Below are 13,074 nucleotides of genomic sequence, written 5' to 3' on the forward strand. Positions count from 1 at the left end.
GATGCCGGAAAACGACGTCGACTGGCCCGCCCTGGAAGCAGCCGCGAAACAGGCCATGGAAAACGCCTACGCTCCGTACTCGAAGTTCCCGGTGGGGGCTGCTGCCCTCACCGACGACGGCAGGATCGTCAGCGGCTGCAACGTCGAGAACGCCAGCTACGGGCTGACCCTCTGTGCCGAGTGCGCGCTGGTGGGCCAACTCCACATGACCGGTGGCGGAAGGCTTGCCGCGTTCTATTGCGTGGACGGGCAAGGCAACATCCTCATGCCGTGTGGCCGCTGCCGCCAGTTGCTTTATGAATTCAGGGCCCCCGGCATGCAGCTCATGACCACCCAAGGCATCAAAACCATGGACCAGGTACTGCCCGACGCCTTTGGTCCGGAACACCTGGAGGAAACCACGTGACCAGTACCGAAGCGTTCGACGCCGTTCAGATCATCACCATCAAGCGGGACAAGGGCACGCTCACGCCTGAGCAGATCGATTGGACAATCGACGCGTACACCCGTGGCGTGATCGCCGAGGAACAGATGGCAGCGCTCAACATGGCCATCCTCCTCAACGGCATGGACCGCGCCGAAATATCGCGGTGGACTTCCGCCATGATCGCCTCGGGCGAGCGGATGGACTTTTCGTCCCTCACAAGGCCCGACGGCGGCATGAAGGCTACGAGCGACAAGCACTCCACCGGCGGGGTCGGGGACAAGATCACGCTGCCGCTGGCACCTCTCGTGGCCGTCTTCGGCGTCGCGGTACCGCAGTTGTCGGGCCGCGGACTTGGCCACACCGGCGGGACCCTGGACAAGCTTGAGGCCATTCCCGGATGGCGGGCCAACCTCAGCAATGACGAGATCATGTCCCAGCTCCAGGACGTGGGAGCGGTCATTTGCGCGGCAGGTTCGGGGCTGGCGCCTGCGGACAAGAAGCTGTACGCACTCCGCGACGTCACCGGAACGGTGGAGGCGATTCCGCTGATTGCTTCCTCGATCATGAGCAAGAAGATCGCGGAGGGCACGGGATCGCTGGTGTTGGACGTCAAGGTTGGTTCGGGTGCTTTCATGAAGGATGAAGCCAGGGCCCGGGAGCTTGCCGAAACCATGGTGGCCCTGGGCAAGGACGCCGGCGTGCACACCGTGGCGCTGATAACGGACATGTCCACCCCGCTCGGATTGACGGCCGGAAACGCCATCGAGGTAGAGGAATCCGTGGAGGTCCTGGCCGGCGGCGGTCCGGAAGACGTCGTCGAACTGACGGTCCGCCTGGCTGAGGAAATGCTGGCCGGTGCCGGTATCCACGATGCTGATCCGGCAGCGGCGCTGAAGGACGGCAGGGCCATGGATGTCTGGAACCGGATGATCGAAGCCCAGGGCGGCGATCCCCGGGCCGCACTGCCGGTAGCCAAGGAATCCGAGGTTGTCTACGCCCCGGCAGATGGGGTCCTGGTGGAACTGGACGCTCTTTCCGTGGGCGTCGCAGCCTGGCGCTTGGGCGCCGGCAGGGCACGTAAAGAGGACCAGGTCCAGGCCGGGGCGGGCGTGCGCATGCACGCCAAGCCCGGCGCTTTGGTCCGCGCCGGCGAGCCGCTCATGACGCTCCTGACGGACACTCCGGAGAAGTTTGATCGTGCCAAGGAAGCCCTGCAGGACGCGGTGGTCATTGCCCCTGAGGGTTCACGTCCCGCCCGTCAGCTAATTATCAGCCGCATCGCCTAGGCTGGATTATTCCGGGCCGTCCTGCGGATGGCCCGGAATAATCGTCGTCCGGCGCCTGTGGGGGAGCCGCTACTCGAAGGAAACCGTGCAGGGCATCAACGACTTCATCCTCGCCGCGGCGGAACAGCCGTGGGTGTTGTTCCTGGTGCTCGCCTGTTGCCTCATTGACGGCTTCTTCCCACCGATCCCCAGTGAGTCCGTGGTGGTGGGCCTGAGCGCGGTCTCGGGCAGCAGCGGTTCGCCGAACATCTGGCTGCTGGGCTTGATGGCGGCACTGGGGGCTTTCGCCGGCGACAACATTGCCTACATCATCGGCCAGCGGATCGGCACGCAGCGCTGGCGCTGGATGCGGAGGCAACGGATGCAGGGCGCCTTCCGCTGGGCCGGCAAGGAACTGCGCAGGCGTGCTGCTTCGCTCATCATGGTCGCCAGGTTCATTCCCATCGGCAGGGTGGCGGTCAACCTCACCGCCGGAGCCACGCATTTCAATCACCGCCGCTTTGTTCTCCTGACCGCAGCCTCGGCAGTTCTCTGGGCCAGCTACTCAGTGGTGCTCGGATACTTCTTCGGCGTCTGGTTCGAGCACAACCATCTGCTGGGTGCCGTTATAGCGATTGTGGTGGCAGTGATCCTCGGCATCATCATTGACCGCATCATCAGCCGGGTGCGCGGATCCGTGCCCCTGGACGGCAAGAACATTCCCGGGCAGGACGTCCCGCCTCCACCCACGGTATGACACTCACGGCCTCCCAAGATCAGTCCGCCGGTTGACGCCTCCACGAAGGGTGACCGATAGCGTTAAGCGTGTGATCCCGGGGCTGGGGCGTAGCGAACGACGTCCCGGCCATGGGACACTAAGAGCGACTTCGGTCACACTGTCAAGTCATATTCATCTAGGAGCTACCGCCGCGTGGAGTTTTTGAACCAAATGCTCGAGCATGCAGCCGGGCAGCCCTGGATATATCCGGTCCTTCTGGTCTTTTTCTTCATCGACGGATTTGCCACCATCCTTCCCAGCGAAACAGCCATCGTTGGCCTCTCGGCGCTGTCCCTTCACAGCGGAGAGCCCAACCTGTGGATACTGGGGGCAACCGCCCTGGTGGGAGCCATGGCGGGCGACAACATGGCCTACATGCTCGGCCGCAAGATCGGGCTCACACGGTGGAAGTGGATGCGCCGCCCCAAGGTGCAGAAGATGTTCGCGTGGGCCCAGTACGAACTGGACAAGCGCGGCGCGGTGCTCATCTTCACGGCACGCTACATCCCGTGGGGCCGCGTAGCTGTCAACTACGTCGCCGGGCAGACCGGATTCCGGCACCGGACCTTCTTCCTGCTGGACGCCTTCGCCTGCATCACGTGGGTGGCCTATTCCATCGGGATCGGTCTGCTCGCCGGGCAGTGGGTCCACAACAACCCGCTCCTGGGCGTTGGCATTGCGGTTGCCTTTGCCGTGGTCCTGGGTATCGTCGTCGATCACGCGCTCCGCTGGTGGCACAAGTACCTCGAGAAGAAGGATCACTCCAAGGACGCCGCCGCGAGTGCCGAGGCACCTGCGGTGGAAAAGTCCCAAAAGGCGGTTGTCGGCGTCGACCGTTCAAAGCCTGCTGGCTAAGGTCCCGCCGTCGCCCTAGTCTTAGTACGTGACTGAGCCCATACTTGACGCCGCCCCTGCCCTCGACTTCGATCTGAAGAGCCTCCCCAAAGTTTCCCTCCACGACCACCTGGATGGAGGCCTGCGCCCCGCCACCATCATCGAACTGGCCGAAGCCGTAGGCCACACGCTGCCATCCACCGATGCTGTCGCCCTCGGTGAATGGTTCCGCGAGTCCGCCGACTCCGGCTCGCTGGTCCGTTACTTGGAAACGTTCGACCACACCATCGCCGTCATGCAGACCAAGGAAGGCCTGTTCCGGGTCGCCAAGGAATTCGTTGAGGACCTGGCTGAAGACGGCGTGGTGTACGGCGAAGTCCGTTGGGCCCCGGAACAGCACCTCCAGAAGGGCCTGACCCTGGACGAAGTGGTGGAAGCCGTCCAGACCGGCCTCGAAGCGGGCGTGGATGCAGCAGAAGAGCGTGGCCAGCAGATCCAGGTCGGGCAACTCATCACCGCCATGCGCCACGCCGACCGTGGCCAGGAAATCGCTGAGCTCGCCGTCCGTCACCGGGCCAATGGAGCCGTCGGCTTCGATATCGCCGGGGCCGAGGACGGTTTCCTGCCCTCGCGCTTCAAGGATGCGTTCACCTACCTGGCGGAGAACAACTTCCCCGCCACAGTCCACGCAGGAGAGGCAGCCGGACTCGAAAGCATCCAGTCCGCACTCGTGGACGGCCGGGCACTGCGCCTTGGCCATGGCGTGCGGATCGCCGAGGACATCTCGGTTGAGTTCGAGGACAACTCGGACGACGACGGCGAAGACACCGTGGGCATGGTGACCATCGGCAGCGTGGCTGCCTGGGTCCGCGACCGCGGCATCGCCCTGGAGATCTGCCCGTCGTCCAACCTCCAGACCGGCGCCATTTCCGGTTTTGGCGAGGGCATTGAAAGCCACCCGGTGGACATGCTCTTCCAGCTCGGCTTCAACGTGACCATCAACACCGATAACCGCCTCATGAGCGGCGTCACCCTGACGGATGAGTTCGAGCTCCTGGTGGAGACGTTCGACTATGACCTCGATGACCTGCTGGAACTGACACTCAACGCAGCCGAAGCGGCCTTCCTGCCGCTGGATGAGCGCGAGGCGCTGGTCGAGTACATCAACGATGCCTACGCCAACCTCGGCTGACAATTGCTACGGGCTCACAGAGCTCATCGGGACGATCGCCGCACTGCGTGAGCATTGCCCCTGGATGGGTGCCCTGACTCATGAGTCGCTGGTGGAGTACCTGATCGAGGAAGCCTATGAAGTGGTGGACTCGATCGAGGCGGGTGCTGTTGACGATGAGCTTCGCGGCGAGCTGGGCGATGTACTGCTTCAGGTAGTACTTCACGCCCGGCTCGCCGAGGAGCGCGGCAGCTTCGACTTCGAGGCCGTGGCCGCGGACATCAATGCCAAAATGATCCGGCGGAACCGGCACGTCTTCAAGCCCGACGGTTCCCTCCAGGAAAGCTTTCCGGCTAGTGTCGAGGAAATAATCCTCAAGTGGGACGCGGCCAAGCGTGCGGAGAAACCGGAGCGGGAGGACCCCTTCGAGGGCATTCCGCCCCACCTTCCGGCGTTGGCGGCGGCGCAGAAGTCCCTGGACCGGGCGGTCCGTGCAGGCTTGGACGTCGACGCGCAAGGCGCACCGGCCGGCGTCGTTGTTCCCGTCATCCCTGCCACGGAAGAGGCGCTCGGCGAGTTGCTGCTGGCGGTCGTCGCCGGGGCCAGGGAGCAGGGACTCGACGCCGAACGCGCCCTTCGCGCCGCAGTTCGATCGTTTCAGAACAGCCAGGCCCGGCCTTCATGACGTGAAAGGTTGGAAGTCGTTCCGTAACCTGAGCCACTCTGGACTACGCTAGTAGCGACGAGGACGTTGAGAATTTCCCTCCTCATTCCTGTAATTTGCCCATAAGGAGCACATCCATGGCGCTTATCGATGCCATCCACGCACGCGAGATCCTTGATTCCCGCGGAAACCCGACCGTAGAAGTTGAGGTCCTGCTCTCCGACGGCCAGATCGGCCGCGCAGCAGTTCCCTCCGGTGCTTCCACCGGCGAGCACGAAGCTGTCGAACTCCGCGACGGAGACAAAGGCCGTTACCTCGGCAAGGGTGTCCAGAAGGCCGTAGACGCCGTCATCGACGAGATCTCCCCGGCACTCATTGGCTTCGACGCCACTGACCAGCGCAGCATCGACCAGGCCATGATCGACCTCGACGGCACGCCCAACAAGGGCAAGCTGGGCGCCAACGCCATCCTTGGTGTTTCCCTGGCCGTGGCCAACGCTGCAGCAGCTTCGGCTGACCTGCCGCTGTACAAGTACCTCGGCGGCCCGAACGCCCACGTGCTTCCGGTTCCCCTGATGAACATCCTCAACGGTGGCTCGCACGCCGACTCGGACGTCGACATCCAGGAATTCATGATCGCCCCGATCGGCGCCGAAACCTTCTCCGAAGGCCTCCGCTGGGGCGTTGAGGTCTACCACAACCTCAAGGCTGTCCTCCAGGAAAAGGGCCTCTCCACGGGCCTCGGCGACGAAGGCGGCTTCGCCCCCAACCTGCCGTCCAACCGCGCTGCACTGGACCTGATCCAGGAAGCCATCAAGAACGCCGGCTACACCCCGGGTACGGACATCGCACTGGCCCTGGACGTTGCCTCCTCCGAGTTCTTCAAGGACGGCGCCTACCAGTTCGAAGGCAAGGCACTCTCCGCCACCGAGATGAGCGCCTACTACGCCGAACTCGTTGCCGACTACCCGCTGGTCTCCATCGAGGACCCGCTGGACGAGAACGACTGGGAAGGCTGGAAGACCCTTACCGACACCATCGGTGACAAGGTCCAGCTGGTGGGCGACGACCTCTTCGTCACCAACCCGGTCCGCCTGCAGCAGGGCATCGACGCCGCCACGGCCAACTCCCTGCTCGTCAAGGTCAACCAGATCGGTTCCCTGACCGAGACGCTGGACGCCGTTTCCCTGGCCCAGCGCTCCGGCTACACCACCATCACCTCGCACCGCTCCGGCGAAACCGAGGACACCACGATCGCCGATATCGCCGTTGCCACCAACGCCGGCCAGATCAAGACCGGTGCCCCGGCCCGCTCCGAGCGTGTCGCAAAGTACAACCAGCTGCTGCGCATCGAAGAAGAACTCGACGACGCCGCACGCTACGCCGGCCGCAGCGCTTTCCCGCGTTTCAAGGGCTAGCCTTCAGCGAAATCAGTTGACCGGTGGCTATGGTGGAAAGACCATGGCCACCGGTTCTGTTTAAAGCTGGCCAGATTCGACAAGCAAGTTTCGACAAGCAAGTGCAGCAACCCCGCCAGGCAAGCACCGGGCATTACAGGAGTGTCATGGCCACCCGTCGTCCAAAAGTACCCAGGGCCGACGCCCTTGGCCGTCCTTCAGGCACAGCCCGCCCCGCAGGCGCAACACGCCCTCCCGGTACGTCCGCTGGCGGCCATGCCACCCCGCAGGCCTCCGAGGACGCCGACGTCATTTCCCTGGGTGCCTCACGCGCTGCTGATAAGCCGCGCACCTCTGACAAACCGACGGCGCCACGCACCACAGCGCCCGGCACCCCCGCGCCCGGCACCGGCAAGGCCGGAACAGGTTCCGGCAAAGCAGGCGGCAGCAAGACGGGCTCCGGCGGCAAAGGTGCGTCAGCAAAGGCGGGCGACACCGCAGGCAAGACGGACAAGGACGCCGACAATCTCGATCCCGTGCCCGCAAAAGCCTTCTCAGGCAGGATGCTGGCGCTGGCCGTGGTGATGATTGCCATCACCATCCTGTTGGCGCCCACCGTGAAGATCTTCCTGGAGAAGCGTGCTGAAATCTCAGCCCTGGAGGCCGAAATTGCCAGCCGCAAGGCGGAGCAAACTGAGCTGAACAAGCAGATCTCACGGTGGCAGGATCCCAACTATGTGAAACAGCAGGCCCGCGACCGCATTAACATGGTTATGCCGGGTGAAACAGGTTACTGGGTGTTTGGCGGGGAAGATGCCGCCGGCACGCCGGGTGGCCGCACCGGCTCCGGATCAACTGCAAACCCGGAGAATCTGCCATGGGTGGATGCTCTCTGGGAGTCCATCAGACGATCGGCAACAGACTAGACGCGGCGCCCACCGCCGTCGTGTCCGCATGGGACACGGCAACAAGGGCAGGAAGGTTGGCAGCGCAAGTGGAAGAGAACACGGCAGCCGTGCCGCAGGAATCCCGCCAGCCATCAGCACACGACCTCGAGGTCCTCAGCCGCCAGCTCGGCAGGCCGGTCCGGGACGTCGTGGAGATCCCGGCACGCTGTGTGTGCGGCAACCCGCTGGTGGCGGCGACCGCGCCGCGGCTCAGCAACGGGACCCCGTTTCCCACCACGTTCTACCTGACCCACCCGGTCATCACCTCCGCTGTTTCGCGGCTTGAAGCAGGTGGGCTCATGAACGAAATGAACCAGCGCCTGACCGGTGAGCAGGACCTTGCTGACGCCTACCGGGGCGCCCATGAGGCGTATCTGCAGGCTCGAAACGACATCGCCGGCCGCTCCGGCACCGGTGCCGTCCCCGAGATCGACGGAATCTCCGCCGGGGGCATGCCGACCCGCGTGAAATGCCTGCACGTGCTGGTGGGCCACTCCCTGGCCGCTGGTCCGGGCGTCAATCCGCTCGGCGACGAGGCCATCGAAGCCATCTCCGAGTGGTGGACCAAGGACCGTTGTTACTGCGACGGAGCATGGGACACCGCGGGGGAGGCGCCCTCCCGGGACTTGAGCCGACACGGCCCCCAGGGTCTTCCGGAGATCGTGGGACGCCCGGCGCCGGTGCGCAAGGTCCAGTCCACAACCCCTGCAGAAGAGGGAAACGCATGAGCCGTGTGGCCGCCATCGACTGCGGAACCAACTCCATCCGGCTCCTCATCGCCGACGCTTCGGCGAGCGGCGCACCGGGGCCGCTGACCGACGTCGTGCGTGAGATGCGTGTGGTGCGGCTGGGCCAGGGCGTGGATGCCACCGGCGAGCTTGCTCCGGAGGCCCTTGAGCGTACCTTCGCAGCCGCCCGCGATTACGCGCGCCTGATCGAGAACCATGGCGCCCGGCGGGTCCGTTTCGCAGCAACTTCGGCTACCCGCGATGCCCGTAACCGCCAGGTTTTCGTGGACGGGATCCGGGACCTGCTGGGAGTTGAGCCCGAGGTCATCTCCGGTGACGAGGAAGCTGCCTTGTCCTTCGCCGGCGCAAGCAGCGTCCTGCCCGTCACGGGGGAGGACGCCATCCTGGTGGTGGACCTCGGCGGCGGGAGCACGGAGTTTGTCCTGGGCGACTCTGGCGGCGTGATCGCCGCCCGATCCGTGGACATCGGCTGCGTGCGGCTCACCGAACGCCACCTTCGCAACGATCCGCCCACTGCCGCTCAAATCGCTGCCGCAGAGGCCGACGTCGATGCCGCGATCAACCTCGCGGCCCGGACGGTCCCGTTTGACCGCGCCACAGCCGTGGTTGGAGTGGCGGGCTCCATCACCACCATCACCGCGCACGCGTTGGGCCTGAGCGAATACCAGCCCGAGCGGATCCACGGCGCATCCCTGGACCTTGTGACCATCAGCGACGCCTGCACCAGCCTGCTGGAAATGACCCGGGCCGAACGCGCAGCGCTTCCCTACATGCATCCCGGACGCGTGGATGTCATCGGGGCCGGAGCCTTGGTGTGGCGCCGGATCCTGGCCCGGCTGGCTGAGGCCGGCAACGGCAGGATCCGTGGAGCCGTTTCGAGCGAGCACGACATCCTGGACGGCATTGCCCTGAGCATCCGGGACGCTGAATGACGGTGCTGCGCCGCGGTACCCTCTCCGCCGCCCTTGCCTCCGTGCTGGCCGGCGGTGCGCTGCTGGGTGCCGTCGTGACGGCTCCGGCCGCGGTGGCGGACGCCTGGCGTGACAAGGAGTTCTGGATCAAGGATTCCGGGGTTGCCAACGCCTGGCAGGTCTCCAAGGGGGCAGGGGTCAAAGTGGCGATCATCGACAGCGGCGTCGATGGGAACCACCCCGACCTCAAGGGTGCCGTGGTGGGCGGTACGGATGTCTCCGGAGCCGGTACCCCCGACGGGCAAAAGAGCATCGGTGCCAAGACCGAGCACGGAACGCTGGTGGCTACCATGCTGGCAGGGCGAGGGCATGCGACGCCGACGCCCCCACCGTCGGCGTCGGCTTCGGCTTCCGCGACACCCTCGTCCCCGCCTGTCCCCACGACTCCTCCTGCCGGGGGACCGGACGGGATCACCGGCGTGGCACCGGAAGCCCAGATCCTGTCGGTGTCCACCTGGCTTGGTTCGCCCAACCCCGGCGGGAAGACCGATCAGGAGCAAATTCCCGACGCCGTTCGCTGGGCCGTGGACAACGGCGCGAAGGTCATCAACATTTCCCTCGGCAGTACGTCACCGGACTGGCCGCAGAGCTGGGACGCGGCTTTCCTCTATGCGGAGCAGAAGGATGTCGTTATTGTCGCTGCCGCAGGCAACCGCGTGGGCGGAAACGTCCAGGTAGGGGCCCCGGCCACCATCCCGGGCGTCCTTACCGTCGCCGGGCTCGACGGCGAAGGCCGCGCCAGCGTGGACTCGTCGTCACAGGGCATCAGCATCGGGGTGGCCGCACCGGCGGAGAACCTTGTGGGAGGCATTCCCGGCGGCGGCTACGCCGAATGGGCCGGAACCTCGGGCGCCGCTCCCATCGTTTCCGGCGTGGCGGCCCTCATCCGCTCCAAATGGCCGGAGATGAGTGCCAGCCAGGTCATCAACCGGATTGTCAGTACGGCCAAGGATGCCGGAGCGCCTGGGAAGGATCCGCTGTACGGCTATGGCGTCCTCGACGCCGAGGCTGCGCTCAAGGCCGATGTTCCCACCACCAGCAGCAATCCGCTGGGATCCATCGCGGACTGGATCCGGGTGCATCGCCGCGGGGTGCTCAGTGAGCCTTCACAAGCACCAGTAGCCAGCCCGACCAGTGCTGTGCCCACCCTGGCCGACCCCACCGTTCCTGTCGCCAAGTCTCCGGCGACCGTCGACGATGCCTTGCCCGCCGCCGTCGTACTGGGCTTTGGCGCGCTTTTCATCGCCTTGGTGGCCGGCGCCGCCATCCAGCTGCGGCGGGTGTCGAAGTATCCTCCCGCCGTGCCTGAAGAGGTTGAAACCGGCATTTTGGAGACGGTGGATCCGCCCGGCAAAACGTAGTTAGTGAAGATTTTCACAAAGTGTTGTACTCTGGATCCATGGCAACCACCCCAGAGCTCATTGACCGTCCCCGGGTTCTCGTCGTCGGCGGCGGCTACGTCGGCCTGTACGTAGCACTCAAACTGCAGAAGAAGATCGCGAATGCCGGTGGCATCGTCACCGTCGTGGATCCGCTGCCCTACATGACTTACCAGCCGTTCCTCCCCGAGGTGGCAGGTGGCAACATCGAGGCACGCCACGCCGTCGTCTCCCACCGTCAGCACCTGAAGCAGACTGAGCTCATCCAGGGCCGCGTCACCAGCATCGACCACGCCAACCGCACTGCGGTCGTGGCTCCTTCCGATGGCGGCGAGCCTTTCGAGATCCCGTACTTCGACGTCGTGATCGCAGCCGGCGCCATCACCCGCACCTTCCCCATCAAGGGCCTCGCGGACAAGGGCATCGGCCTGAAGACCATCGAAGAAGCCGTTGCGCTGCGCAACAAGGTCCTGGAGCGCATTGAAGCCGCTTCCACCATGACCGACCCCGCAGAGCGCGCCAAGGCACTGACCTTCGTAGTGGTCGGTGGCGGCTTCGCAGGCATCGAGTGCCTCACCGAAATGGAAGACCTCGCCCGCGCAGCAGTCCGCAACAACCCGCGCGTCCGCCAGGAAGAAGTCCGCTTCATCCTGGTTGAAGCCATGGGCCGCATCATGCCCGAGGTCACCGCCTCGCAGGCCGAGTGGGTCGTGGAGCACCTCCGCAGCCGTGGCATCGAAGTTCTGCTCAACACCTCCTTGGACAGCGCCGAGGGCAACCTCAAGCTCATCAACCTGCCGGACAAGACCTCTGCCGGTGAAGTCGAAGCAGACACGCTCGTTTGGGCTGCCGGTGTGCAGGCCAACCCGATGATCCGGTCCACCGACTTCCCGCTGGAACCGCGCGGCCGCGTCCGCGTCCTCCCGGACCTGCGCATCGCAGGCGACGAAGGCATCGTGGAGAACGCCTGGGCGGCCGGCGACATCGCCGCTGTTCCGGACCTCACGGGGAAGGGCCTGCCGGACGGCACCTGCGTCCCCAACGCCCAGCACGCACTCCGCCAGGCCAAGAAGCTTGCCAAGAACCTGTGGGCTTCCCGCTGGGACAAGCCGCTCCACGACTACAAGCACAAGAACCTTGGTGCTGTTGCCGGCTTCGGCGAGTGGAAGGGCGTTGCCAACATCAACCTACTGGGCCGCATCGGCCTCAAGGGCGGCCTCGCCTGGCTTGCACACCGTGGCTACCACGGCATGGCCATGCCGACGGTTGAGCGCAAGTTCCGCGTGATCTTTGGCTGGATCCTGTCCTTCTTCGCAGGCCGCGACACCACCCAGCTGATCGACCTCGACAACCCGCGCGGTGCGTTCGTGGCCGCAGCAACGCCGGCTCCCAAGCCTGCCGCAGCTCCGGCGCCCGCTCCTGCGCCCGGGAAGCCTGTCGAGGACAAGACCCCGGTGACTGCTGACGCCAAGTAGTACAAGCACCAATTAGTACAAGCACGACGGCGGCCGCCCCCTGCGGGGAGTGGCCGCCGTCGTCGTTTAATCCGTCTTCTAGACTGAAGCCATGCCCGGTGAAACAGATCTGACCACCCTGCTGGAATCCCTGCACCCCGTGTTCCGCGACGGTGACTATGTGTACGCGCTCTGGCCGCACGGGCGTCCATTGGAAGGCGCCATTGAGGCCGCTGTCCGGGAGGCTGAGGGCCTGACGGTGGTGCTGCACCGGGATGAGGCGGACAGGCTCGGACTCAGTTACGACTTTGTGGCCTCGTGGATTACGCTGCAGGTCCACTCCGCGCTGGAAGCCGTGGGATTGACCGCTGCAGTCAGCGCAGCGCTCACGCACGCGGGCATCAGCTGCAACGTCCTTGCCGGTTTCCACCACGACCACCTGCTGGTGCCGGTGGCGGACGCGCCGCGGGCGATGGGTGTGTTGCGGCTGCTGGCGCAGGGTCTGGTCCTGCGCACTGAGCGGCCGGCAGACCGCCCGGAGATCCTGGAACTGACCGCGCGCGCTTTCGCCATTTCGCCGGTGACGGGCGAGCCGGTGGAGGGCGTTCCGATTGAAGCAGGGCTGCTCCGGGAACTCTTTGACTGCAGCGGGTACCTTCCGGAACTCAGTGTGGTGGCTGAGGCAGGCGGCGAAATAGTGGGCCATGCGATCTCAACCCGGGGGTGGGTGGGAGACTTGGAGCTCCTTGGGCTGGGGCCGATCGGCGTGCTTCCGCAGTTCCAGGGCCGTGGCGTCGGTTCTGCCCTCATGCGCGAGACGGTGGCCCGTGCCACCGCCATGGGGGAACCGGGGATCGCGCTGCTGGGAAGCCCGGGCTACTATCAGCGGTTCGGCTTTGTGCCGGCAAGGCCCCTGGGCGTGGCACCACCGGAAGCGGGGTGGGGAGATCACTTCCAGCTGCTGGCACTGCCGGACTGGCCCGACGGCGTTCACGGCACCTTCCGGTACGCCGAACCCTTCAACCGGCTGTAGCTGGG

At 65.3% G+C, this 13,074-nt stretch carries 13 protein-coding genes; all 13 read left to right on the forward strand.

The window, feature by feature from the left end; all coding sequences use genetic code 11:
• The first annotated feature begins 1 nt into the window (after position 1).
• The gene (locus PYR64_RS04330; RefSeq protein WP_018777264.1) at positions 2-406 is read left to right on the forward strand and encodes a cytidine deaminase; all 405 of its coding nucleotides are present in this window, start codon (positions 2-4) and stop codon (positions 404-406) included.
• Positions 403-1,713, forward strand: a complete 1,311-nt coding sequence (locus tag PYR64_RS04335) for a thymidine phosphorylase (protein ID WP_018777265.1) — start codon at positions 403-405, stop codon at positions 1,711-1,713. The genes PYR64_RS04330 and PYR64_RS04335 overlap by 4 nt, the downstream gene beginning before the upstream one ends.
• Before the next feature lie 85 nt (positions 1,714-1,798).
• Positions 1,799-2,449, forward strand: a complete 651-nt coding sequence (locus PYR64_RS04340) for a DedA family protein (RefSeq protein WP_018777266.1) — start codon at positions 1,799-1,801, stop codon at positions 2,447-2,449.
• 192 nt (positions 2,450-2,641) lie between these two features.
• Positions 2,642-3,325 (forward strand): DedA family protein, encoded by a 684-nt coding sequence (locus PYR64_RS04345; RefSeq protein WP_035733481.1) that lies wholly within the window; start codon positions 2,642-2,644, stop codon positions 3,323-3,325.
• A 28-nt stretch (positions 3,326-3,353) separates the two neighbouring features.
• A complete protein-coding gene (locus PYR64_RS04350) occupies positions 3,354-4,496 on the forward strand; it encodes an adenosine deaminase (RefSeq protein WP_018777268.1) in 1,143 nt (380 codons plus the stop codon).
• On the forward strand, positions 4,474-5,160 hold the full coding sequence (locus PYR64_RS04355; RefSeq protein ID WP_275778582.1) for a MazG nucleotide pyrophosphohydrolase domain-containing protein: 687 nt from the start codon (positions 4,474-4,476) through the stop codon (positions 5,158-5,160). Before PYR64_RS04350 ends, PYR64_RS04355 begins: the two co-directional genes overlap by 23 nt.
• A 116-nt stretch (positions 5,161-5,276) precedes the next feature.
• Positions 5,277-6,557 carry a phosphopyruvate hydratase gene (eno, locus tag PYR64_RS04360; RefSeq protein ID WP_039240289.1) on the forward strand — a complete coding sequence of 427 codons (1,281 nt, stop codon included), beginning with the start codon at positions 5,277-5,279 and terminating at the stop codon, positions 6,555-6,557.
• Between the two features lie 146 nt (positions 6,558-6,703).
• Positions 6,704-7,462, forward strand: coding sequence for a septum formation initiator family protein (locus tag PYR64_RS04365; protein WP_275778584.1), 759 nt, complete (start codon positions 6,704-6,706; stop codon positions 7,460-7,462).
• A gap of 68 nt (positions 7,463-7,530) precedes the next feature.
• Positions 7,531-8,211 (forward strand): DUF501 domain-containing protein, encoded by a 681-nt coding sequence (locus tag PYR64_RS04370; RefSeq protein WP_275778586.1) that lies wholly within the window; start codon positions 7,531-7,533, stop codon positions 8,209-8,211.
• Complete coding sequence (locus PYR64_RS04375) at positions 8,208-9,164, forward strand: Ppx/GppA phosphatase family protein (RefSeq protein ID WP_275778588.1); 957 nt, start codon at positions 8,208-8,210, stop codon at positions 9,162-9,164. Before PYR64_RS04370 ends, PYR64_RS04375 begins: the two co-directional genes overlap by 4 nt.
• Positions 9,161-10,564: a S8 family serine peptidase gene (locus PYR64_RS04380; RefSeq protein ID WP_275778590.1), complete on the forward strand. Its 1,404-nt coding sequence runs from the start codon at positions 9,161-9,163 to the stop codon at positions 10,562-10,564. The genes PYR64_RS04375 and PYR64_RS04380 overlap by 4 nt, the downstream gene beginning before the upstream one ends.
• Before the next feature lie 38 nt (positions 10,565-10,602).
• Complete coding sequence (locus PYR64_RS04385; RefSeq protein ID WP_018777275.1) at positions 10,603-12,057, forward strand: FAD-dependent oxidoreductase; 1,455 nt, start codon at positions 10,603-10,605, stop codon at positions 12,055-12,057.
• 91 nt (positions 12,058-12,148) lie between these two features.
• Positions 12,149-13,069 carry an N-acetyltransferase gene (locus PYR64_RS04390; protein WP_018777276.1) on the forward strand — a complete coding sequence of 307 codons (921 nt, stop codon included), beginning with the start codon at positions 12,149-12,151 and terminating at the stop codon, positions 13,067-13,069.
• The last annotated feature ends 5 nt before the right edge of the window (positions 13,070-13,074 follow it).

It is taken from the genome of Paenarthrobacter sp. Y-19 (assembly GCF_029223985.1).
Lineage (GTDB): Bacteria > Actinomycetota > Actinomycetes > Actinomycetales > Micrococcaceae > Arthrobacter > Arthrobacter nicotinovorans.